General features: G+C 71.0%; 19 protein-coding genes and 1 pseudogene. 6 read left to right on the plus strand and 14 right to left on the minus strand.

The genetic code is table 11. The features are described 5' to 3' along the window. Window positions 1-20: 20 nt before the first annotated feature. The 13 genes and pseudogenes from BJ979_RS18255 to BJ979_RS06870 form a co-directional block, all read right to left on the minus strand. Window positions 21-485, minus strand: coding sequence for a sugar 3,4-ketoisomerase (locus BJ979_RS18255; RefSeq protein WP_425502504.1), 465 nt, complete (start codon window positions 483-485; stop codon window positions 21-23). Continuing rightward, window positions 474-941: pseudogene (locus BJ979_RS18260) on the minus strand (acyltransferase); the annotation flags it as partial. The pseudogene BJ979_RS18260 and the gene BJ979_RS18255, both read right to left, overlap by 12 nt. Further along, window positions 938-1,378: a GtrA family protein gene (locus tag BJ979_RS06820; protein WP_179566451.1), complete on the minus strand. Its 441-nt coding sequence runs from the start codon at window positions 1,376-1,378 to the stop codon at window positions 938-940. The gene BJ979_RS06820 and the pseudogene BJ979_RS18260, both read right to left, overlap by 4 nt. Next, entirely contained in the window at window positions 1,375-2,304 is a 930-nt protein-coding gene (locus tag BJ979_RS06825) for a glycosyltransferase family 2 protein (protein ID WP_179566453.1), read from the minus strand. Before BJ979_RS06825 ends, BJ979_RS06820 begins: the two co-directional genes overlap by 4 nt. Further along, the gene (locus BJ979_RS06830) at window positions 2,301-3,419 is read right to left on the minus strand and encodes a DegT/DnrJ/EryC1/StrS family aminotransferase (protein WP_179566455.1); all 1,119 of its coding nucleotides are present in this window, start codon (window positions 3,417-3,419) and stop codon (window positions 2,301-2,303) included. The genes BJ979_RS06825 and BJ979_RS06830 overlap by 4 nt, the downstream gene beginning before the upstream one ends. Then, window positions 3,412-4,899 (minus strand): hypothetical protein, encoded by a 1,488-nt coding sequence (locus BJ979_RS06835; RefSeq protein ID WP_179566457.1) that lies wholly within the window; start codon window positions 4,897-4,899, stop codon window positions 3,412-3,414. The genes BJ979_RS06830 and BJ979_RS06835 overlap by 8 nt, the downstream gene beginning before the upstream one ends. Further along, window positions 4,892-6,394 (minus strand): hypothetical protein, encoded by a 1,503-nt coding sequence (locus tag BJ979_RS06840; RefSeq protein ID WP_179566459.1) that lies wholly within the window; start codon window positions 6,392-6,394, stop codon window positions 4,892-4,894. Before BJ979_RS06840 ends, BJ979_RS06835 begins: the two co-directional genes overlap by 8 nt. Then, window positions 6,387-7,847: a hypothetical protein gene (locus BJ979_RS06845; RefSeq protein ID WP_179566461.1), complete on the minus strand. Its 1,461-nt coding sequence runs from the start codon at window positions 7,845-7,847 to the stop codon at window positions 6,387-6,389. The genes BJ979_RS06840 and BJ979_RS06845 overlap by 8 nt, the downstream gene beginning before the upstream one ends. An 86-nt stretch (window positions 7,848-7,933) precedes the next feature. Further along, entirely contained in the window at window positions 7,934-8,932 is a 999-nt protein-coding gene (gene rfbB / locus BJ979_RS06850; RefSeq protein ID WP_179566463.1) for a dTDP-glucose 4,6-dehydratase, read from the minus strand. After that, on the minus strand, window positions 8,932-9,801 hold the full coding sequence (rfbA, locus tag BJ979_RS06855) for a glucose-1-phosphate thymidylyltransferase RfbA (RefSeq protein ID WP_179566465.1): 870 nt from the start codon (window positions 9,799-9,801) through the stop codon (window positions 8,932-8,934). The genes rfbB and rfbA overlap by 1 nt, the downstream gene beginning before the upstream one ends. Before the next feature lie 50 nt (window positions 9,802-9,851). Then, window positions 9,852-11,174 carry an O-antigen ligase family protein gene (locus BJ979_RS06860; RefSeq protein WP_179566467.1) on the minus strand — a complete coding sequence of 441 codons (1,323 nt, stop codon included), beginning with the start codon at window positions 11,172-11,174 and terminating at the stop codon, window positions 9,852-9,854. Next, on the minus strand, window positions 11,171-12,502 hold the full coding sequence (locus BJ979_RS06865; protein WP_179566469.1) for an O-antigen ligase family protein: 1,332 nt from the start codon (window positions 12,500-12,502) through the stop codon (window positions 11,171-11,173). Before BJ979_RS06865 ends, BJ979_RS06860 begins: the two co-directional genes overlap by 4 nt. Before the next feature lie 85 nt (window positions 12,503-12,587). Next, a complete protein-coding gene (locus BJ979_RS06870) occupies window positions 12,588-13,808 on the minus strand; it encodes an acyl-CoA dehydrogenase family protein (RefSeq protein WP_179566471.1) in 1,221 nt (406 codons plus the stop codon). A gap of 179 nt (window positions 13,809-13,987) precedes the next feature. On the opposite strand from BJ979_RS06870, the gene manA reads away from it, so the two are divergent. The 6 genes from manA to BJ979_RS06900 all read left to right on the plus strand — a co-directional run bounded on the left by manA (window position 13,988) and on the right by BJ979_RS06900 (window position 21,268). Beyond that, entirely contained in the window at window positions 13,988-15,103 is a 1,116-nt protein-coding gene (gene manA / locus BJ979_RS06875; protein ID WP_179566473.1) for a mannose-6-phosphate isomerase, class I, read from the plus strand. Between the two features lie 134 nt (window positions 15,104-15,237). After that, window positions 15,238-16,332: a hypothetical protein gene (locus tag BJ979_RS06880; protein WP_179566475.1), complete on the plus strand. Its 1,095-nt coding sequence runs from the start codon at window positions 15,238-15,240 to the stop codon at window positions 16,330-16,332. A gap of 51 nt (window positions 16,333-16,383) precedes the next feature. Then, entirely contained in the window at window positions 16,384-17,505 is a 1,122-nt protein-coding gene (locus tag BJ979_RS06885; protein ID WP_179566477.1) for a hypothetical protein, read from the plus strand. A gap of 66 nt (window positions 17,506-17,571) precedes the next feature. Then, window positions 17,572-18,711, plus strand: coding sequence for an RAD23 family protein (locus tag BJ979_RS06890; RefSeq protein ID WP_179566479.1), 1,140 nt, complete (start codon window positions 17,572-17,574; stop codon window positions 18,709-18,711). Window positions 18,712-18,758: 47 nt separating this feature from the next. Next, complete coding sequence (locus tag BJ979_RS06895; protein WP_179566481.1) at window positions 18,759-19,883, plus strand: hypothetical protein; 1,125 nt, start codon at window positions 18,759-18,761, stop codon at window positions 19,881-19,883. Between the two features lie 38 nt (window positions 19,884-19,921). Then, window positions 19,922-21,268: an MFS transporter gene (locus tag BJ979_RS06900; RefSeq protein WP_179566483.1), complete on the plus strand. Its 1,347-nt coding sequence runs from the start codon at window positions 19,922-19,924 to the stop codon at window positions 21,266-21,268. Between the two features lie 44 nt (window positions 21,269-21,312). Here the strand turns inward: BJ979_RS06900 and BJ979_RS06905 are convergent, their stop codons facing one another. Next, window positions 21,313-22,266 carry a GlxA family transcriptional regulator gene (locus tag BJ979_RS06905; RefSeq protein WP_179566485.1) on the minus strand — a complete coding sequence of 318 codons (954 nt, stop codon included), beginning with the start codon at window positions 22,264-22,266 and terminating at the stop codon, window positions 21,313-21,315. Between the last annotated feature and the right edge of the window lie 151 nt (window positions 22,267-22,417).

Here is a 22,417-nt window from a genome sequence, read left to right on the forward strand (position 1 = left end):
GCCGGACGCCGGCCCGCGTCTCAGGCCTGCGTCAGCGCGCGGAACTCGTCGTAGTCGCGGATGTAGTCCGCGTCTTCGTAGGGGCGCGACGCGAAGACGGCGAGCACCGCATCCGGGCTGTAGTTGTACTGCGTGCCCCAGGTGAGCGGCGGCATGTGCAGGCCGAGCCCGGGGGAGTCGAGCACGTACTCAGCGCGGGTGGCGCCGTCGTCGACGATGCACGAGACGCTGCCGTGCACGGCGACGAGGAACTGGTGGCACCGGCGGTGCGCGTGCTCGCCGCGCACCTCCTTCGAGGGCACGCCGTAGACGAAGAACACGCGCTGCGCGGTGAAGGGGAGGCTGCCGGGCAGATCGAGCGGCAGCAGGTCGCCGCGCGCGTCGCCGAAGGTCTTCAGACGGTGGATGCGCGCATCCGCCTCGGGGTCGGCCGTGACGGTCTCGACCGTCGTGCGCTGCTGCGGGGTCTCGGCGTAGCCGACGATGCGGCCGGGATTGCCGACGACGATCGCGTAGGGCGGCACGTCCTTGGTGACGACGGCGCCGGCGCCGATCATCGCGCGACGGCCGATGCGCACGCCCGGGAGGATGACCGCTCCGCCGCCGATCGAGGCGCCGTCTTCGACGACGGTCTGCGCGAACGACTCGGGATACTGCTTGCTGCGCGGGAACGGATCGTTGGTGAAGGTCGCGTTCGGGCCGACGAAGACGTCGTCACCGAGACGCAGGCCGTCCCAGACCTGCACGCCCGACTTCAGCGTGACGCGGTCGCCGATCACGACGTCGTTCTCGACGAAGACGTGGTCGTTGATGTTGACGTCGCTGCCGATCTTCGCGCCCGGCAGCACGTGCGAGAAGGCCCACACGCGGCTCCCGGGTCCGACATCCGTGCTCTCGCAGATCCCCTGCGGGTGCACGAAGTACTCGGTCGGCTCGGTCACACGTTCTCCTCACGTCGGCGCTCTCGAAAGACTAGTCGCCCGGCGACGAAGCCGAGGGGCGCCGTGGCGACGACGCTGAGCGCGTTCGTCCAGTGCGGCCAGCCGAGCAGGTGCATGAGCTGCACCACGCCGAGGCCGACGACGTAGATCACGAGGTAGCTGCCGGCGTAGAGGGCCGTCGCCTTCCACGAGCCCTCGCGGGTGAAGACCCAGCGGCTCGCCATGATCGAGTTGAAGATCAGGCCGGCGGCGAAGACGATCGTGTAGGCCAGCCAGCCGGGCATCAGATAGCTCAGCACGACCAGCAGCGCCGTCGTGATCAGCGTGTTCGTGCCGCCGACGATGAGGAAGCGCCAGGCGGAGGCGCCGACGCTGCGCTGACCCGAGGGGCCGACGTCCTGCGGTGCGTCGGGATCGGGGATGACCGGCTCGGTCACCACGACTCGTGCGACATGACGATCGACGACGGGCGCTGCTTCGTGTTCTCGAAGATGCGCCAGATGTAGGCGCCCACGATGCCCAGCGAGGTCATGATCAGGAACGTCGAGAACAGGATCGCGAGCATGAGCGGCACGTAGCCGGGCTCGCTGATGCCGCCGGCCAGATAGAAGCCGAGCACGACGATGCCGACCACCAGCACGACGAAGGCGCCGATCACGCCCGCCGCGAGCAGCAGGTCGAGCGGCAGGTTCGTAAACGAGAACACGCTGTCGAGCAGGTAGCGCACGCGCTTGCGGAAGGTCCAGCTGCTCGAGCCGTGCTCGCGCTCCTGGCGGCTGTAGGGCACCTCGACGCGGCGGAAGCCGACCCAGTAGAGCTGGGCGACCAGGCTCGAGTTGGCTTCGCCGAGCGCGACCAGCTGCTGCGCCACCTGGCGCGTGCAGCCGAATACGTCGACACCGCCCGGGGGCAGGTCGCGGATGATCGCCCGGCGGTAGAAGCCCCAGAAGATCTTCGAGTTCAGGCTCGACATCGCCGGGTCGTCGCGGGCCATGCGGCGGCCGACGGCGACATCCACCGACCCCGAGGCCAGCGCGCGCTGGAACTCGACCATGAGCTCCGGCGGCTCCTGCAGGTCGGCCGCCATGACGCCGATCGTCGCGCCGTTCGCGGCGGCGAGGCCGGTGCGGATCGCGGCGAAGGAGCCGAAGTTGCGCGAGTGCTGCAGCAGCTGCGAGCTGAAGCCCGCCGTCGGCAGAGCGGCGGCGAGCAGCTCGTACGAGCGGTCGGGGGACCCGTCGACGACGAAGACGACCTCGGTCGCCTCCGGCAGATCGGCCATCAGCTCCGACAGGCGGGCGACGAGGTGCGGGATGTTCTCCTCGTTGCCGTAGACCGGGATGACGATCGAGAAGTCGGTCACGCGAGCGCTCCGAGAGCGGCGCCCACCGCATCCACCTCGTCGTCGGTGAGCTCGGGGAAGAGCGGCAGGCTCAGCACGGCGGCGCGGGCCGCGAGCGTGGCGGGCAGCTCGACGTCGGGCGCGAAGCGCGCGAAGGCGGGCTGCTCCCAGTCGGCGAGCGGGAAGTGGATGTCGGTCGGCACGCCGGCCGCCGCCAGCTGCTCGCGCACCGCGTCGCGCCGGGCGCTGCGGGCGATCGCCAGGTGGGCGACATGCTGCTCGCCCTCGGCCGGCAGCACCGTGAGCAGCTGCGGGTCGAGCGCCGCTGCGGCAGCGGCGTAGCGGCCGATGATCTCGCGACGCCGGGCGTTGAACTCGTCGATCTGACGCAGGCGGATGCGCAGGAACGCGGCCTGCAGCTCGTCGAGGCGCGAGTTGGTGCCGCCGGCGAGGGTCGCGTTGTACTTCGTCTCCCAGCCGTACTGGCGCAGCTGGCGCACGCGCGCCGCGATCTCCGGCGTCTCGGCGATGACGGCGCCGCCGTCGCCGATCGCGCCGAGGTTCTTGGTGGGGTAGAAGCTGATCGTCGCGGCGTGGCCGAAGGTGCCGGCCTTGCGTCCGTCGCGCGTCGCGCCGATGCCCTGCGCGACATCCTCGACCAGGGCCACGCCGCGCTCGTCGAGCAGCGCGCGGATCGCGGCGACGTCGCCGAGGTAGCCGTAGAGATGGGTGACGACGACGACGCCGACGCTGTCGTCGAGGCGCGCCGCGATCGTCTCGGCGGTGAGGCAGAGGGTGACCGGGTCGATGTCGGCGTAGCGCGGCGTGAAGCCGGCGCGCACCGTCGCGGTCGACGTGTAGGCGCCCGCGTTGCCGGCGGTCAGCACGACCGACTTGCCCTCCGGCATGACCGCCTTGATGGCGAGCTCGAGGGCGTCGGTGCCGCTCGCCACGCCGATCGCGTCGCCCGCGCCGAGGTAGTCGCGCAGCTCGGCCTCGAACGCGGCGTGCTGCTTGCCGTGGATGGCGTAGCCGGAGTCGATCACCTCCGCCGTCGCCTCGAGGAGGGCGGCGCGGTCGCGGGCCATGCCGCGGGAGAGGTCGTTGAACGGGGCGACGCGTCGCACGTCAGTCATCCGAGTCCTTCCGGCTGAGGTAGATGTCCACGTCGCCCCCGGGGCGGTGGACCACGGTCTGGAGGCGCAGGTCGGTCCCGGTGTCATCGGGGTCGCACTCCACGCCGCCGCCCGGGATCTGATAGGGGTCGGTGGAGTCGAAGCACAACCATACCGGGGTGCTGTCCTGGTTCATCACCCGCGACGCCGAGCCCAGATACTGCAGCGGGAAGGTGAACTGCGTTCCGTAGGTGCCGGAGTGGTCGATGACGACCACGATCTCGTCGCCGCTCGCCTTCTTCACGATCGGCTTCAGCTCGGCGAGCAGCTGCTTCTGGGTCTGCATGGAGGGCTGCCAGTGCTGGATGCCGCGCACGACGCCGACGGCGGTGACCAGCAGCATCCCGATCGCGATGACGGTCTGCACTCGCGGGCGTGCACCCGTCGACGTGAGCGGCCAGAGCAGCAGGCCGGCGACGAGCGCGAGCGTCGCGACGTAGCCGAGACGGTCGATGTCCTGCAGCCAGCCGACGTGGCCGAAGTAGACGATCGACGTCGCCGGACTGACCAGCGCGACGCCGGTGATGAGCCATCCCATCCGCTGCGACACGACGCCGCTGAGCGCGAGCACCGCGCCGAGCACGGCGAGGGCGAGGATGCCGGCCACCAGCGTCAGTCCGCTGCCGAGGTAGGTGTGCGCAACGTAGGTGACGAGCTCACGCGGGCTACGCACCGCGGCCACGGCGATGTTGCCGGCCTCGTAGCTCTCGCCGCCCGGGTCGATCAGCATGGTGATGACGAGCGAGTAGAGCGTCATGAAGGCGCAGGTCGCCGTGATGACGACGACCGTCACGATGCGGCGCCGCCAGGACGCGCGCACCGCGAGCGCGAGCACGACCGCGAGCAGCGGGGCGGCGACGGCGGGGCCCGGGTACACGAGCAAGCCGACCAGCAGGGTGAGCGCGGCGGCGACGATCCAGCGCACCTGCCCGCGCAGCAGCCAGCGCAGGATCAGTCCCGCGGCGATGAAGAAGGCGAGAGCCGCGGTCTGCGCCGGCAGGAAGCGCTGGAGGAAGCCGCCGGGCCAGAGGGGGTGCATCGCCACGACGAAGGCGATCGCGGTCGGCAGCCAGAAGGCGCGGCTGACGGCGCGCAGAGTCCAGATCACGACGAGGAACTGCGCGACCGCGACCGCGGCCAGCACGATGAAGATCGCCCCCGGCGCGCCCCCGCCGAGCGCGAGCCCGAGTTCGGTGAGCACGAGGTGCAGCGGGCGGCTCAGCGTCCACTGGCCGTAGTCGGAGGTGAAGGCGCCGGAACCGCCGGTGGTGAAGTCGACCGAGAGCGGCCACTCCTCGAGGAACGCGACCTCCCACGGACGGAAGTGCGCGGCGGCGACGAGCAGCGCGCCCAGCACGGTGACGGCGAGGTGCAGCGGCGCTGGCCGGGGCAGCGAGAGGCGGCGGGGCCGCGGTGCGGACGCGGTCGTGGTGTCAGTCATCCGATTCCGGCTTCCCGATGTAGATGTCGACCTCGCCACCCGGCAGATCGTAGCTGGAGACGAAGCGCGGATCCCGACCGGTGTCGGCGGTCGCGCAGAGGGTGCTGCCGCCGGTGACCGGGTCGCCCTTCTCGTAGCAGAGCCAGACCGGGGTGGCGTCGTCGTTCATGATGTGCGAGGCCGAGCTGATGTAGTGCTGCGGCAGCGTGTAGATCGCGCCGAACGTTCCCGAGTGGTCGACGACCACGACGATCTCATCGCCGTGCGCCTGCTCGACCGCCGGCTTCAGCTCCTGGAAGAGCTGGTGCTGCAGGGCGATGTACGGCTGCCAGTGCCGCACGCCGCGCACCCCGCCGACGACCGAGACCAGGATGACCACGGCCGCGATCACGGCGAGAGGCCGCAGCCGGAGACCGCTCATCCCGATCGGCCAGAGCATCAGCGCGGCGGTGAGGCCGAGCGAGGTGGCGTACTCGATGCGGTCGATGTCGGCCAGCCACGCCACGTTGCCGAAGAAGACGACGGTGCACAGCGGGCTGACGAGCGCGGTCGCGGTGATCAGCCAGCCGACGGGATGCGGAACCGCGCCCGACAGGGCCAGCACGGCTCCGAGCGCGGCGACGGCGATGACGGCGGCCACGACCGTGAGGCCGCTGCCGATCAGGGTCGAGCCGATCCGCTCGACGAAGTCGCGCGGACCGTGCACGCCGCCCTGCGCGATGTTGCCGGCCTCGTAGGTCTCGCCACCCGGTGCGATCAGCTTGGTGATGACGAGCGAGTAGACCGTCATCAGAGCCGAGGCGGCGACGACGACCACCACCGCGACGATCCGTCGGCGCCAGGATGACGGGATCGACAGCGCGACGGCCACCGCCAGCAGCGGCGCGGCGGCTGCGGTGCCGGGGTAGACGCAGAGTCCCGCTATCAGCACGGCGAAGGTCGCCGCCATCCATCGCCGACGGCCGTCGAGCAGCCAGCGGATCAGGAACCCGGCGGCGACGACGAAGGTCAGCACGGCGGTCTGCGCGGGCAGGAAGCGCTGCAGGTAGCCGCCGGGGAAGAGCGGGTGCAGGGCGACGAACGCCGCGACCGCGAGAGAGACCCAAGGCGAGCGGCTCAGCGGGCGCAGAGCCCAGACCGTGAGCGCGGCCGTCGCGGCCGCGACGACGCCCATCACCGCGAAGATGCCGGCGGGCGAACCGCCGCCGATCGCGAGGCCGACGAGCGTCAGTACGAGGTGCAGCGGTCGGCTCAGGCTCCACTGCGCGTAGTTGTCGATCGTGCCGCCGAGCCCGACCTTGTCCCAGAGCTCGGCGATCGGCCACTCCTCGAGGAAGGCCACCTCCCACGGCCGGAAGTGCAGGGCGAACGCGACCACCGCGAGCGCCGCGAGCGCGATGCGCGGCGCCCAGCTGCGCACGAGGTCCCTGCGGTGCGTCGTCGACCTGGCCGACGACGAGGCGGAGGCGGGGAGCCGGGCTGCGGCGTCAGTCATCCGACTCCGGCTTCCCGACGTAGATGTCGACCTCGCCGCCGTTCACCTCGTAGGCGGTCACCAGCTGCAGGTCGGTGCCGGTGTCCTCCTGCTTGCAGAGGTTCGCGCCGGAGTTGGCCGGGTCGCCCTTCTCGTAGCAGAGCCAGACCGGGCTGTCGTCGTCGTTCATCACGTGCGCGGCGGCGGCGATGTAGTACTGCGGCAGCGTGTAGATGCCGCCGAAGGTTCCGGTGTGATCGACGATCGTGACGATGTCGTCGCCCTTCGCCTTCTGCATCGCCGGCTTCAGCTCCTGGAAGAGCTGGTGCTGCAGCGCGATGTAGGGCTGCCAGTGCCGAACGCCGCGCACCCCGCCGCCGATCGAGACGATCACGAGCAGCACCGCGACCACGGTGGTCAGGCGCGGCAGCGCCCCCGTCATGGTCGAGCCCCAGACCAGCAGGGCCGCGAGCAGCCCGAGCGAGGTCGCGTACTGGATGCGGTCGATGTCGACCAGCCAGGCGACATTGCCGAAGAAGACGAGAGTGCAGAGCGGGCTCACGATCGCGGTGCCCGCGATGATCCAGCCGGCGGTCGGTCGGATCGCGCCGGTCAGCGCCAGCACCGCACCGAGCACGGCGATGCCGATGACGCCCGCCACGAGACTCAGGCCGTTCTCGATGAGGGTGCCGCCGACGAGCTCGATGAACTGCCGCGGGCCCTGCACCGCTCCGCCCAGGTTGCTCGTCTCGTAGGTCTGGGTGTCGGGCGCGATCAGGCGCGTGATGACGAGCGAGTAGAGCGTGACGAGGGCCGAGCTGGCGATCGCCGCCACCACCCCCGCGAGGCGCCGACGCCACGTCGTGTCGGCGGCGAGGCCGATGACCAGCGCCAGCAGGGGAGCCGCAACCGCGGTGCCCGGGTAGACGGCGAGGCCCAGCACGAGCGCCAGGAAGGTGCCGACCAGGTGACCACGCCGACCGTCGAGGAGCCAGCGCAGCAGCAGACCCGCCGCGATGACGAAGCCGAGGGTGGCCGTCTGCGCCGGCAGGAAGCGCTGCAGGTACCCGCCGGCGAAGAGCGGGTGCATCGCGGCGAAGGCGCCGATCGCGAGGCTCACCCAGAACGAGCGGGTGACCGGCCGCAGCGCCCACACCGTGAAGACCACGAGAGCCGCCGCGACGAGGCCCATCATCGCGAAGATGCCGGCGGGCGAGCCGCCGCCGATGGCCAGACCGACGAAGGTGAGCACCAGGTGCAGCGGGCGGCTCAGCGTCCAGCCCGAGGTCGACACGACACTGAGGAACCCGTCGTGCTGCCACTGATCGGCGAGCGGCCACTCCTCGAGGAACGCCACCTCCCACGGCCGGAAGTGCAGGGCGAAGGCGACGAGGGCGACGACCGCCAGAGCCGCGGGCGCGAGCCATCGCGGCCCGGTCGGGATCGCGCTCGTCCGCACGCCGGAATCAGCCACAGTCGCCCTCCCCGGGCAGTCTAGGTTCGCGCGGGAGGATGCAGAGTGGTCTGCGGCGCGTGCCCGCCATCGGCGCCGGTGGTCGGCTACTGCCCCTTCGAGGCGTAGAAGGCCTCGGTGGTGTCCTTGACGGGCGCCCACCAGGCCTCGTTGTCGCGGTACCAGGCGATCGTCGCGGCCAGGCCGGTCTCGAAGTCGCCGTACGACGGCGCCCAGCCGAGCTCGGTGCGCAGCTTCGTCGAGTCGATCGCGTAGCGCAGGTCGTGACCCGGGCGGTCGGTGACGAGGTCGTAGGCGTCGGCCGGCTGACCGAGCTCGGTCAGGATCGCCTCGACGACATCCTTGTTGTTCTTCTCGCCGTCGGCGCCGATGAGGTAGGTCTCGCCGATGACGCCCTTGTCGAGGATCGTCAGAACGGCCGAGGAGTGGTCGTCGGCGTGGATCCAGTCGCGCACGTTCTCGCCCGTGCCGTAGAGCTTGGGGCGGTCGCCGCGCAGCACGTTCGTGATCTGGCGCGGGATGAACTTCTCGACGTGCTGGTACGGGCCGTAGTTGTTCGAGCAGTTCGAGATCGTCGCCTCGACGCCGAAGGAGCGCACCCAGGCGCGCACGAGCAGGTCGCTGCCGGCCTTGGTCGACGAGTACGGGCTCGACGGGTTGTAGGGCGTGTTCTCGGTGAAGCGCTGCGGGTCGTCGAGCTCGAGGTCGCCGTAGACCTCGTCGGTCGAGATGTGGTGGAAGCGGGTGCTGTGACGGCGCACCGCCTCGAGCAGCGTGTAGGTGCCGATGATGTTCGTGTCGAGGAACGGCCGCGGGTCGTTCAGCGAGTTGTCGTTGTGCGACTCGGCGGCGTAGTGCACGACCGCGTCGGCCGCGGAGACCAGGCCGTCGACGAGCTCGGCGTCGGCGATGTCGCCCTGCACGAAGTCGAGGCGGTCGGCGGGCAGGCCAGCGAGCGAGGCCTGGTTGCCGGCGTAGGTGAGCTTGTCGAGCACGGTCACGTGGTGGTCGGTGTGCCCGATCACGTGGTGCACGAAGTTCGAGCCGATGAAGCCGGCGCCGCCGGTGACGAGCAGACGAGCCATCAACGGCCCCTTTCCAGGAGTTCGAGCAGGTAGGTGCCGTAGCCGGACTTCGTGAGCAGCTTCGCGCGCTCGCGCAGGCCGTCGTCATCCAGGAAGCCCATGCGCCAGGCGACCTCCTCGGGCACGCCGATGCGCATGCCGGTGCGGCGCTCCATCGTGCGCACGTACTCGCTGGCGTCGGTCATCTGGTCGAAGGTGCCGGTGTCGAGCCAGGCGGTGCCGCGGGGCAGCACCTCGACCTGCAGCTGCTCGCGCTCGAGGTAGACGCGGTTGATGTCGGTGATCTCGTACTCGCCGCGCGCGCTGGGCTTCAGGTTGCGGGCGATCTCGACCACGTCGTTGTCGTAGAAGTAGAGGCCGGGCACGGCGTAGTTGCTCTTCGGCTGCGTCGGCTTCTCCTCGAGCGAGACGGCGTGGCCGTCGGCGTCGAACTCGACGACGCCGTAGGCGCTCGGCTCGGCGACCCAGTAGGCGAACACGGCGCCGCCCTTGATGTCGTGGAAGCGCTTGAGCTGGTTGCCGAGGCCGGGGCCGTAGAGCAGGTTGTCGCCGAGCACCAGCGCGACCGTGTCGTCGCCGATGAAGTCGGCGCCGATCGTGAACGCCTGGGCGAGGCCGTCAGGCGAGGGCTGCTGGGCGAAGGTGATCTTGATGCCGAACTGCGAGCCGTCGCCGAGCAGGCGCTCGAAGGCGTCGGCGTCGTGCGGGGTCGTGATGACGAGGATGTCGTCGATCCCCGCGAGCATCAGCGTCGACAGCGGGTAGTAGACCATCGGCTTGTCATAGACAGGGACCAGCTGCTTCGAGACGCCGAGGGTGATCGGGTGCAGCCGCGTGCCGGAGCCGCCGGCGAGGATGATGCCTTTCACGGGGGACCATCCTGCCACGGCCTTCCCGCGAGTTCGAACGGCGCTCGCGTTCAGTCGGCCCGCGGGGCGTCTTCGAGGCCGGTGCCCTTCGGCGCCGAGAGCCGGTGCCGCCACGATCTCTTGCGGGCGGCGGCGAGTGCGCAGGTGACGAAGAGCAGCAGTCCGCCCTCGAACAGCAGGTAGCTCTCGGCGAGGCTCGTCGCCGCCAGCAGCACGAGCGCGAGCGCCGGCCAGGCGTAGGTGGTGTTCGGGTTCTCGGTGCCGACCAGCCAGGCCCGGGTGAGGGCGAGCGCGAAGGCGATGCCGAGCAGGACGACGCCGACGATGCCGAGCTGGAAGTAGACGTCGAGCGCGCCGTTGAGCGCCGAGTCGTAGCGCTTGCCGTCGTCGTCGGCGAGCACGTTGTAGGGGAACACCTCGGGGCGCCAGACGCCGACCCAGCCCCATCCCTCGAGCTGGTGGAGCTCGGAGAGCTGCAGGATGCGGCTCCACTGCCCCGAGCGCGAGTCGAAGTCGCTCGTCGCGTTGAGCAGCTGGATGATGCGCCCGCGCAGCAGCCAGGCCGCGACCGCCCCGATCAGCACCACGCCGGCGACGACGAACTGCGCGATCGGACGCCGGCGCGCCGGCACCCGCCGCAGGGCGTACACGGCGACCGCGGCGACCCCGACGACGACGAGCACGACGAAGGTCACGGGCGAGCGCGCGAAGAGCAGGGTGACAGCGGCCAGCACGAGCGAGAAGATCGCGCGCGGCCGCTCGACGGAGCGCGTGCGCCACTCGGTCAGGAACGTGATGACGGCCAGACAGGCGAGGTAGCCGAGGTAGTTGCGGGTGCCCGCGATGCCCTGGATGGGGCCACCGCTCGCGATCGACCCGGTGATGCCGAAGACCTTGAGCGGCACGTCGAGGATGATGCCGCTGAGCACCTCGAGCACGAGCGAGGTGAGCAGGATCGCCCGCAGCGCATCCCCGAAGGCGCGGATCACCTGGATGAGATCGCGGGCGAGCGCGAGCCAGGTGCCGAGCAGCCCGAACAGCAGCGCGTAGACGACCGCGCCGGCCGTGATCCAGGTGTACTGGCTGAGGAAGACGCTGACGACCATCCAGCCGAAGAAGGCCAGCAGGCTGATCGGCAGCACGCCGCGCCACTCGATGCGCTCGCGCTGGCTCCACAGCGAGATGCCGGCCAGCACGAGCGTCGCCGTGAGCACGGCGAGCAGGCCGCCCCATCCCATGAGCGAGCGCAGGAAGGCCGAGGCGAGCGACGAGGTCGCGATGATGACCGCGAGCGCCTGGCTGGTGCGCGGATGCGCGATCAGCTCCACGACGATGAGTCGCCGCGGTGCCGGGGTCGCCGCACGGCCGCTCACTGTCCCCGCTCTCCGCGGCGCAGCCAGCGGAAGGTGCGCAGGTCGCGCGAGCGGGTCGTGATCGCGATGATCACGAGCAGCAGCAGCTCGCCTTCGATGAGGATGCGGCTCTCGGCGAGGCTCTGCACCAGCAGCGCCACGGCGATCAGGAGCGGCGCGATCGTGAGCGCCGCCACCGGACGGGTGCCGGCGGTGATGGCCGAGTCGGCAGCGGCGCCGCGGTCGACGGCGGCGAGCCAGCTGCGCACCAGCAGGCCGAGCACGAAGAGCGCGAAGACGATCAGGCCGACGATGCCGACCTGCAGCCACAGGTCGAGCCAGGCGTCGTGCGCCTGGCTGTAGCGCACGCCCTTGATCACGAAGGCGTCGGAGTCGAAAGGGTGCACGCCCGGCATCCAGTAGGTCGCCCAGCCCCAGCCGCCCGCGGGGCGCTGCTGGGCGAGGTCGACGACGGCCTTCCAGATCTGGCCGCGGTTGGTGAGGTCGGGGCTCTTCTGCAGCAGCGCCAGCAGCGGTGCGCGGAAGACGATCGCGCCCGCGACGCCGGCCACGACGACCGCGGCCGAGACGCCGTAGGCCGCCGCGCGGGCTCGCCCGCTGAGGCGCCGGATCACGAGCACGATCACGAGCACCACGGCCGCCGCGAGACCGGCGACGATGACGGTCGACGAGCGGGTGAGCGCGAGCACGAGCACCGCGACGCCGATCCAGAAGATGCCGGCGACCCGGCTCACCATCCCGGCCGCGAGCTGCACGCCGAAGGCGATGAGCGCGATGAGCGCCGCGATCGCCAGCAGGTTGCTGTTGCCCTGGATGCCCTGGATGCGGCCGCCGTGGAAGAGCAGGTCGCGCGACCAGTAGCAGGCGCGCGGGATGTCGCCCGAGAGGTCGCAGAAGCTGAAGAACGGCAGTACCTTCTGCCGCACGAAGACCGCGACGACGAACTCGAACAGCAGCGACAGCCCGAGGATCCAGCGGCCCGCGTCGGCGAGCGCCCTGACGATGCCGTAGCCGTCGAGCGCGGTCGCGATGAAGAGGCCGACGGCGACGGTCGCGACCGTGACGACGGTGGCGAGACCGGTCAGCGCCGGGTAGGCGGACCAGGCGGTGGAGGCGGCGCAGACCCCGAGGAACAGCACGAGCGCCACCGGCACGGCGTCGAGGCGGGTGCGGCTGCGCACGAGCTCGATCACGCAGAGCAGCACGATCAGCCCGACGACGACGCCCCATCCGGCCCAGCCGATGCCGTAGCGGAACACGTCGCCGGCGAGGCCCGTGAAGAAGGCGGACGCGGCGAGGGCGCGGTGGTAGCGGCTCGACAGCGTCATGCGGGAAAGCGTATCGGCGCGACCTCCGCGCACCCGTCGTGCGCGCCGGGTGCGCGGAGCTCGCGAGAGCGCTGGGGCGAGCGGATCAGACGAAGGCGCTCTGCCCGGTGATCGCCTTGCCGACGATGAGCGTGTTCATCTCGCGGGTGCCCTCGTAGCTGTAAAGCGCCTCGGCGTCGGCGAAGTGGCGGGCCACGTCGTAGTCGAGCACGATGCCGTTGCCGCCCATGGCTTCGCGCGCCCAGGCGACCGTCTCGCGCATCCGGGCCGTCGCGTACGCCTTCGCGAGGGCGGCGTGCTCGTCGCGCTGCGTGCCGTGGTCGAGCATCTGCGAGACGCGGGTGACCATGGCGATGGATGCGGTGATGTTGCCGATGCTCTTCGCCAGCAGATCCTGCACGAGCTGGTGCGCGGCGATCGGCTTGCCGAACTGCTGGCGCTCGGTCGCGTACTTCAGTGCGGCCTCGTAGGCGCCGATCGAGTTGCCGACGGCGGCCCAGGCGACCTCGGCGCGCGTGAGGCGCAGCACGGCGGCCGTGTCGCGGAAGGTGTTCGCGTTCTGCAGCCGCAGCCGCTCGGGAACGCGCACGCCCTCGAGCACGATGTCGGCGTTCTGCACGATGCGCAGGCTCTGCTTGTTCTCGATCTTGGTGGCGGTGAAGCCGGGAGTGTCGTTCGGCACGATGAAGCCGGTGACCTGGCCGTCGTCGGCCTTGCGCGCCCAGATGACGGTCACGTCGCTGAAGGTCGCGTTGCCGATCCAGCGCTTCGCGCCGTCGAGGATCCAGTCGTCGCCGTCACGGCGGGCGACCGTGCGCAGGCCCTGAGCGCTGTCGCTGCCCGAGAGCGGCTCGGTGAGGCCGAAAGCGCCGATCAGCTCGCCCGAGGCGAGCTTCGGCAGCCACTCGGCACGCTGCTCCGGCGAGCCGGCGACGCCGATCGCGCCCATCGCGAGGCCGTTCTGCACGCCGACGTAGGTGGCGACGCTCGCATCCACCCGCGCGAGCTCGAGGGCGACCCAGCCGCGGTAGACGGCCGAGTTCTCGAACGTCTTCGTCTCGTCCCACTGCATCCCGAACACCGGCTGGCGGTGCAGGCCCGGCAGGATCTCGCGCGGGAACTCCGCCTTCTCCCAGGCGCCGTTCACGACCGGCTTGACCTCGGCCTCGAGGTAGGAGCGCAGGCCGGCGAGCGCGGTCTTCTCGTGCTCGGGCAGCAGATCCTCGAAGCCGTAGAAGTCGCTGCGCAGGGTGCTGAACGCGGCGGCGTCGCTCGCGGTGGCGGCGGGGTCGGAGGTGAGGGTCATCGGTGTCTCCATCGGTCCGAGTCGGCGGGTGGCGTCGGCAGGCTAGTCCGGCTCGCTGGGGATGCCCGAACGGCTTGGTAGTTTGATGCATCGGCGGCCCAGACCACCCTGGCCGTCTTGTAGGTCGCCACAGCCGTCGCCGGGATGCTGTGGTGGACATCCGCCAGGAGATCTCTCGCATGCTCGTGCCCATCACCAACACGCCCCGTGACTACGCCTGGGGCTCGACGACCGCGATCGCGGAGCTGCTGGGCACGACGCCGAGCGGCGGCCCCGAGGCGGAGCTGTGGCTCGGGGCGCACCCCGGCTCGCCCGCGCGTCTCGTCGACGGCACGGGCACGCTGCTCGACGTGGTCGACGGGCGCCTGCCCTTCCTGCTCAAGGTGCTGGCCGCGGGCTCGCCGCTGTCGCTGCAGGCGCACCCGACCCCGCAGCAGGCGGAGGAGGGCTTCGCCCGCGAGGAGGAGGCCGGCGTCGCGCTCGACGATCCGACGCGCAACTACAAGGACTCCTTCCACAAGCCCGAGCTGATCTACGCGCTCAGCTCATCGTTCCGCGCGCTGTGCGGCTTCCGCGCGACCGCCGAGACCCGAGCGGTGCTGGCGGATGCGGCCGGTGACGCCGCCATCGCCGATCTGATCGAGCGCCTCGGTGACGACGCGCAGCTGCGCCCCGTCTTCGAGTGGCTGATCACGCGCGGCGAGGGCGTGGATGCGCTCATCGCCGCGGTCGTGTCGGCGTCGGCCGCCGAGTCGGCCCGCGGACTCAGCTGGGACACGGTGCGGCTGCTCGCCGACGCCTACCCCGGTGACCCCGGCATCGTCATCTCGCTGCTCATCAACACGGTCGAGCTCACGCCGGGCGAGGTGCTGTACCTGCCGGCCGGCAACATCCACGCGTACCTCGGCGGCCTCGGCATCGAGCTCATGGCCTCGAGCGACAACGTGCTGCGCGGCGGGCTCACGCCGAAGCATGTGGATGTGCCCGAGCTGCTGAGCGTGCTCGACTTCCGGCCGCTGCCGGTGCCGTACCTTGCGCCGGAGACGCCGCGCCCCGGCGTGCGGGTGTTCCGCCCCGACGTGCCCGACTTCGTGCTCACGGTCGTCGACGAGGCGGCGCTCGCCGACGGCGCCGACCTCGCGCTCGACGGCCGCCCCGCCATCGCGCTCTGGGCGCAGGGGAGCGGTGCGGTGAACGGCGAGGATGTCGCTCACGGCGGCGCCGTCTACCTCGCCGAGGAGCCGGTCGCGACCGTGTGCGGCAGTGGCCTCGTCTTCGTCGCCAGCCTCGGCTGAGGGCCGCCCCTGCCGCGCTCGTCAGCGCCGTCCCTCGGTCGTATTCCGCTCGCGGAATGAAACGCGAGGAATGTTGCGCTTTCGTGATCGCGACACGTGTCGTGGTTCGCTATCGCGCCAGTAGATTCCGAGGCATGCCCTCCGCTCGCGCGGCTCTCGCCGCCGTCGCCTCCGTCGCGCTCGTCCTCGTGCTCGCGGCCTGCGACACGGCGGCGGCGCCCCCGTCGCCGCGGGCCTCCGTGACCCCGTCGGCGACGGCCAGCCCGGCTGCCGCTGCCAAGCCGGCCTCGCGCATCCGGATCGGCTGCGAGTCGGTGCTCTCCCTCACCGAGGCGCGGGCCTATCTCGGCGACTCGGCGAAGCCGCAGCCGGTGCGCGCTGACACGCTGTCGACCGCGGCGTTCGTGCAGGCGGGCGGCCTCGCCTGCGACTGGGGCTTCAGCGACGTCGACTACCTGCGCCTGCGGGTGCTGCCGATCGATGTCGACCCCGCCGGACTCGGCTCGTCGTTCTGGGGCGATCGCACGGCCGACGCCGCGTCGGGTGCGCGGTGGGACGACTTCGGCGTCACCTCGCGCATCTGGTGCAGCGGCGTCGAGTCCGCGGGAGGCGGCTGCATGATCGATGTGGTCGGCGCGAAGCTGCACGTCGAGATGACCACGGGCACGTCCCGCCAGGGTGATCAGATCGTCGATCAGCAGGCCGTCGTCGACCATCTCGGTGCCGCGATCGGTCGCGTGCTCGACAGCGCGGCGCCGCGGCCCGCGTGGACTCCGCCGTACCCGGTCGATGACGCCGCGACCGACTGCGCCGCGGTCGATCCGGACGGGGCGCTCACCTCCGGGTTCCCGGTGCGAGGCACGCCCGACGGCATCCCCATGCCCACGAACTTCGGGTCGACGCTCGAGCAGATCGCCCTCACGGTGTCGGGCGCCGTCGCCTGCAGCTTCCTCGACGAGGAAGGGCGCGGCGTGCAGCTGAACGGACTGATCGGCTCGCGCTGGGCGTGGGATGCCGTTCGCAGCCGCGCGACAGCGGAGGGCGGCCGGCCCCTGGAGCTGCGGGGAGCCGAGGACGTGATCGAGACGTGCGGCTCCGGAGGGGGATACCGGACGTGCACGATCACCCTGCTGCATGGGGGATCGGTGTACGAGTTCTCCGCTGACGAAGCCGATGAGGCGGCGATGCGGGCCGGGGTCGAGCGCTGGCTCGCGAGCCGGTCGAGCTGACACTCCGTGCGTGCTGAGGGGGAGCGAAGTGACGACCACAGGGGGAGCGAGATGAGCGACGGGCGCGATCCGTTCCGCGATGAGCCGCGTCGGCTGCGGCGCTGGGTGCTGCCGGCCATCATCGGCGGAGTCGCGGCACTCGCGGCCGCGGCCGTCACGGTCACGCTGGTGCTGCGACCGGCATCGGAGCCGGAGGTGGCGAAGCCGAGCACCGGGGCGACCTCGGCCGCGCCCTCGTCATCGGCGTCGCCGAAGCCGCCGGCCCAGCCCTCGCCGCGCATCCGCATCGACTGCGAGGAGGTGCTCGACCGCGCTGACGTCGCCGCGTATCTCGGAGCTGCTCCGACCCTGCAGCGCGACGCCCCGGTCGACCTGCTCTCGGTCGCGTGGCTGCAGCAGGGCGGGCTCGGATGCACCTGGTCTGCCGGCGAGCATCGGCTTCGGGTCGGCGCGCTGCCACTCGACGCGATGCCCGACTCGTTCGTCAGCGGGCTGCGGGCCTCGATGAGCGACACCGGTCCACTGCCCTTCGTGGACGCTCCGCTGGTCGACTGCGTCCTCGAATCGAGATGCAGCGCGCGGGCTGCGACCGACACCGTGGCGATCGTCGTCGACGTGTCGATGCGGGGAGCCGGGGTCGGCCTCGGCGACGCGGCGGCCTTCGAGCCGCTGGCGGTGACGGCCATGACGCGCATCGCCGCCGCCGGCGGTCCGACGGCGCCGTGGACGGTGCCGAACGACCAGGTCGTGCCCACGATCGACACCTGCTCGGCATTCGACCCCGATGGTGTGATCGGCGCCGAGTTGGGCGGCTCCGTCCTATTCGAAGCGGCCGGCTACGAGGATCCGCCGCTGCTCGAAGGAGCTGCGCTCTTCGGGAGCGCCGCCCGGATGTGCGTCGCGGTCGTCTCCGGCACGGACCGGACGCTGACCGTCGACGTGCTGCCCGACGCCCGCTGGGCCTGGGACCGGCTGAAGGCGGCGCGGGTCGCAGACGGGGCGGCCGGGATCGACCTCGCCGGGGCGGACGCGGCGTTCCACGAGACATCCGTTCAGAAGGTCTACGCGTTGCGCGGCGACGCCATCGTCATCGTCGAGGTCTACACGACCGATCCCTCGGACTCGTCCGCGACTGCCGCGCTGAGCGCGTGGCTGAACCGGTACGCCGCATGATCGCCGAGGGAACGGGATCCGCAGTGCGGACCCTCGTGCACGACACGAATCCGGAGAACGACTGAGATGACCGATCCGCACCCCTACCGTGACGAGAAGCCGACGCGCGCGCCGCGTCGGCGCTGGGTTCTGCCGGTGTCGATCGCGGGCGGTATCGCCGTGGCGGCGGTGGGTGCCGTGATCGCGGCGCTGCTGCTCGCGCCGGCGCCGAAGCCCGAGGCCGGGGCGTCGCCGAAGCCGAGCGCACCCGTCTCCGCGTCGCCGTCGGCATCGCCGAAGCCGGCCGCGAAGCCGTCGCCGCGCATCCGCATCGACTGCGAGAGCGTGCTCGATCGCACGATCATCACCGCCTATCTCGGAGCAGCGCCGAGCGCGACCGCCGATCGGGCGCGGTACCTCGAGGGCGTGCCCTGGCTGCAGGTCGGCGGTCTCGGATGTACATGGGAATCGGGCAACCGCTACTTGCGCGTCACAGCCCTCGCGCGTGATGCATTCCCCGGAGTCGACGAAGTTCTGCGTGACTGGTCGACCGGCGTGAAAGGCGACATCGTCGTACCGCCGCCCGCCGATCCCGCCATCGAATGCATGCCCTACTGCAGTGCCAAGGCGGCGACGGATCGCGTCGTGATCTACGTGACCGACCTCGACTACGACGACGAGCCTGACACCGTTGGCTTTCCCGATCTCGCCCGGACGGCAATCGCGGCGGTCGCCGCGGCGCCGGTCGTCCCGGCGTGGGTGCCCCCCTACCCGACGACGGTCCGCCTGCCTGCGGAGTGCGAGGACGGTGTCGATCCCGATGGCGTGATGGCCCGAGCGCTCGGTATCGAGCCGGGAGGCTGGACGGTGCCCGGTGGCGACGGCGAGGACGCGCTCGTGATCCGCTCGATCGTCGACGGTCCCTACCTCGAGTGCGCAAGCAGCTCCGAGGAGCCTGTTTTCTCGGCGGCGCCGGGTGGACGCTGGGCCTGGGATCCGGTGCGCGCCGGATCGATCGCCGATGGCGCCGTGCCGACGCAGGTTGCGGGAGCCGAAGAAGCTGTGGTCGTTTTGGGGAACGCTGGCTCCGGGACGTTCACGGCCCAGATCACAGTGCTAGCGGGAGACGCGATCTTGCGGTTCTCTTCCTACGCCGACTCGGAAGTCGAGGCGCAGTCGCGGAGTGCGCGCGCCTCTGAGGCCTGGCTTGCGCACTACGTGGACTGAGCCACCCCGTCCCGACCGAGCCGGAACCGTGACTGAGAAATTCTGAGATGACCGATCCGCACCCCTACCGAGACGGCCCTCGCCCTGACGGAGGTCGCCCGCGTCGGCGCTGGGTTCTGCCGCTGTCGATCGCGGGCGGCGTCGCTGTGGTGGCGGTCGGCGCTGTGATCGCGGCGCTGCTGCTCGCGCCCGCGCCGAAGTCGGAGGCCGGCGCGTCGCCGAAGCCGAGCGCGTCCGCCTCCGCATCCCCATCGGCATCGCCGAAGCCGGCGGAGAAGCCGTCGCCGCGCGTGCGCATCGACTGCGAGAGCGTGCTCGACCGCGCCGCCGTCGACGCGTACTACCCCGCGGGGGCTGAACTGCGCCGCGACACCCCGACGTGGATCGAGCTGGTGCCGTTCCAGCAAGTCGGCGGGCTCGCCTGCAACTGGGATGCGTACGAGGCCCGACTGCGGGTGACGGCCCTCCCGATCGATGCGGTGCCGGATGTGCTCGAGTACTTCCACGAGGACGTCTCCGACCCGGCTTCGCCGATCGCGACGCCGGCGTCGCCCCGGTACGACTGCGGTGACGGCTTCGGATGCTCGGCGACCGCCGCGACCGCGACAGCGGCGATCGTCGTCTCCGATCTCGAGGCGGGGCCGGGACGCGAGGACGCATTCCGGATCGTCGCTGCGCAGGCGATCGCCGCGGTCGCCGCCGCGACCGTCTCCGATGCGGTCTGGGTGCCTCCCTCTGCACTGACCATGCGCGGGGCTCCCGACTGCGCGGCGATCGATCCGGATCGTGCGCTGCCCGCCGCCATCGGCGAGTCGACGATCACCTGGGGACAGTGGGGCGGTGACGGCGCAGGGCATCTCGAGACCCGGGCCCTGCTCGGCGGGCCCCGGGTCGACTGCGTCGGCGACAGCGGATTGCGCGTGTCGTCGGTCGCCGGCGGCCGCTGGGCGTTCGACGAGCTGATGGCCGCCATCCTCGGCCGGAGCGGCCGTGCGCTCGACGTGGCGGGCGTCGAGCGGGTGGTCTTCGAAGACGGGTCGACGGCCGGCTACCCCACGCTGACCTTCGTCTGCGCCGACTCGCTCATGCAGTTCCGCGGAGACGCGGCTCTCGGCGAGACGGAGCTCACCGGCGCGGCGGAGGTCTGGGCGGCCCACTACTGCGCTCCCTAGGTCTTCCCGATGTGGGCGGTCATGTTTACAGTGTTCACATGCGGACCTTCGGGCAGATCCTGGTCAACACCGCCGTCGCCAACCTGACGACGAGCTTCCTCTGGTTCGCCCTGACCTTCTGGGTGTACCTCGAGACGCGGTCGGTGCTCGCGACGGGCATCATCGGCGGCGCCTACATGCTGCTGGTGGCGCTGTTCTCGATGCTCTTCGGCACGATCGTCGACCGCCACCGCAAGCACCGAGTCATGGTGTTCGCGGGCGTGACGACGCTCATCTCCTTCGGCATCGCGGGCGTGCTCTACCTGCTCTTCCCCGAGTCGGCGCTGCTCGACCTGGGCGGGCCGATGTTCTGGGTCTTCTCCGCGATCATCCTGTTCGGCGCCGTGATCGAGAACATGCGCAACATCGCGCTCTCGACGACGGTCACGCTGCTCGTGCCCGAGGAGCGGCGCCCGAACGCGAACGGTCTCGTGGGCACGGTGCAGGGGCTCGCGTTCATCGTCACGAGCGTGTTCAGCGGGCTCGCGATCGGCCTGCTCGGGATGGGCTGGACCCTGCTCATCGCGATCGTGCTGTCGGCGGTCGCCCTCATCCACCTGCTGTTCCTCTCGGTGCCCGAGGCGCAGCCCGAGCGCGAGTCGGAGCGGCAGCCGCTGGTCGACATCCGCGGGAGCGTTCGCGCGGTGCGCGCCGCGACCGGGCTGTTCGCCCTGCTGATCTTCTCCACCTTCAACAACCTCATCGGCGGCGTCTACATGGCGCTCATGGATCCCTACGGGCTCGAGCTGTTCCCGGTCGAGATCTGGGGTGTCGTCTTCGGTGTGGCTGCGACCGGCTTCATCATCGGCGGGCTGCTCATCGCGAAGTTCGGGCTCGGCAGGAACCCGATCCGCACCCTGCTCATCCTGGTGATGGTGATGGGAGTGCTCGGCGCGCTGTTCACGATCCGCGAGTGGTGGTGGCTGTACGCCGTCGGCATCTGGCTCTACATGATGCTGATCCCCGCGGTCGAGGCCTCCGAGCAGACGGTCATCCAGCGGGTCGTGCCGTTCCGCACCCAGGGGCGCGTCTTCGGCTTCGCGGCCGCGTTCGAGTCGGCCGCCGCGCCGATCACGGCCTTCCTGATCGCGCCGATCGCCGAGTTCGCGATCATCCCCTTCATGAAGTCGGATGCGGGACGTAAGCAGCTGGGATGGCTCGTCGGCGAGGGGGAGGCGCGCGGCATCGCGCTGGTGTTCCTGGTCGCCGGGCTCGTGATGGTCGTCGCGGCGGCGCTGGCGTTCCTCACCCGGTCGTACCGCACGCTGTCGCGCCAGTACCTCGAGAGCCCGGCGCCGCAGCCTCACGGTCCGAGCGGCGAGGGAGCGGTGCTGGCCGCGGACTGAGCGGCGAGTTCACCCGCGCCCCATCGCCTCGCGGCTGACGCGCCTCAGCTCGCGACGCGCGCGCCGAACGCCCGGCGGTAGTCGGTCGGGGTCGTGCCGAGCACCTTGAGGAAGTGGTGGCGCATGACCGCGGCAGTGCCGAAGCCGACGCGCTGGGCGAGCGGCTCGAGCCCGAGGTCGCTCTGCTCGAGCAGCTCCTGGGCGCGGATGAGGCGCTGGCGGTTGAGCCAGGCGGCCGGGGTGGTGCCGAACTCGGCGCGGAAACGGCGGGCGAAGGTGCGGCCCGACATGAGGGCGCGGCGGGCGAGGTCGTCGACGGCGAGCTCCTCGTCGAGGTGCTCCAGCATCCAGTCGGCCAAACTCGCGAGCGAATCGTCGCGGCACTCGGGAACGCTCACCTCGATGAACTGGGCCTGCCCGCCGTCGCGCTGCGGCGGCACGACCATCCGGCGGGCGACGACGTTCGCCGCGGCGGCGCCGAACTCGATGCGCAGCAGGTGCAGGGCGGCGTCGATGCCCGAGGCTGTTCCGGCGCTCGTGATGACGCGGCGATCCTCGACGAAGAGCACCTCGGGGTCGACCTCCGTCTGCGGGTACTCGGCGGCGAGCCGGTCGGAGTGCATCCAGTGCGTCGTCGAGCGGCGCCCGTCGAGGATGCCGGCCTCGGCGAGCACGAAGGCGCCGCTGCAGACGCTGAGCACCCAGGCGCCGCGGGCCTCGGCGTCGCGGATGACCTGCAGGTAGCGCTCGTCGTTCTTCTGGATCATGTGGGCCGGCACGGTGATGAGGTCGGCGTCGGCGCAGACCGAGAGGTCCTGGTCGATGTTCATCGAGAAGCCCTGGCTGGTCATCACGGGGCCGGGGACGGCGGTGGCGACGTGGTGCTCGAAAGCGGGACCGCCGGTCGCGCTGCGGTCGATGCCGAAGACCTCGCACATGATGCCGAACTCGAAGGGCGCGGTGCCGGGGATGACGAGGGTGACGACCTTGCGCAGCATGCGGGCTCCGGTGGATGCGACGGATGGGAGGGCGGGGATGGCACCTGGCAGGAATGTGCCGAACTGTGGCCATCCTGCCACTCGTGGCGGGATCTGTCGATGCCTAGCGTTTCTGCCATGTTCAGCATCGCCTTCCTCCTCCTGCTCGGCG

This window comes from Schumannella luteola (assembly GCF_013408685.1).
Taxonomy (GTDB): Bacteria; Actinomycetota; Actinomycetes; order Actinomycetales; family Microbacteriaceae; genus Schumannella; species Schumannella luteola.

Coding starts and splice junctions, on each gene's coding strand:
- BJ979_RS06870 (WP_179566471.1), bottom strand. CDS start 13,808: ATGACCCTCACCTCCGACCCCGCCGCCACCGCGAGCGACGCCGCCGCG.
- BJ979_RS06890 (WP_179566479.1), top strand. CDS start 17,572: ATGACCGATCCGCACCCCTACCGTGACGAGAAGCCGACGCGCGCGCCG.
- BJ979_RS06905 (WP_179566485.1), bottom strand. CDS start 22,266: ATGCTGCGCAAGGTCGTCACCCTCGTCATCCCCGGCACCGCGCCCTTC.
- BJ979_RS06900 (WP_179566483.1), top strand. CDS start 19,922: ATGCGGACCTTCGGGCAGATCCTGGTCAACACCGCCGTCGCCAACCTG.
- manA (WP_179566473.1), top strand. CDS start 13,988: ATGCTCGTGCCCATCACCAACACGCCCCGTGACTACGCCTGGGGCTCG.
- BJ979_RS06835 (WP_179566457.1), bottom strand. CDS start 4,899: ATGACTGACACCACGACCGCGTCCGCACCGCGGCCCCGCCGCCTCTCG.
- BJ979_RS06885 (WP_179566477.1), top strand. CDS start 16,384: ATGAGCGACGGGCGCGATCCGTTCCGCGATGAGCCGCGTCGGCTGCGG.
- BJ979_RS06895 (WP_179566481.1), top strand. CDS start 18,759: ATGACCGATCCGCACCCCTACCGAGACGGCCCTCGCCCTGACGGAGGT.
- rfbB (WP_179566463.1), bottom strand. CDS start 8,932: ATGGCTCGTCTGCTCGTCACCGGCGGCGCCGGCTTCATCGGCTCGAAC.
- BJ979_RS06830 (WP_179566455.1), bottom strand. CDS start 3,419: ATGACTGACGTGCGACGCGTCGCCCCGTTCAACGACCTCTCCCGCGGC.
- BJ979_RS06840 (WP_179566459.1), bottom strand. CDS start 6,394: ATGACTGACGCCGCAGCCCGGCTCCCCGCCTCCGCCTCGTCGTCGGCC.
- BJ979_RS06865 (WP_179566469.1), bottom strand. CDS start 12,502: ATGACGCTGTCGAGCCGCTACCACCGCGCCCTCGCCGCGTCCGCCTTC.
- BJ979_RS06880 (WP_179566475.1), top strand. CDS start 15,238: ATGCCCTCCGCTCGCGCGGCTCTCGCCGCCGTCGCCTCCGTCGCGCTC.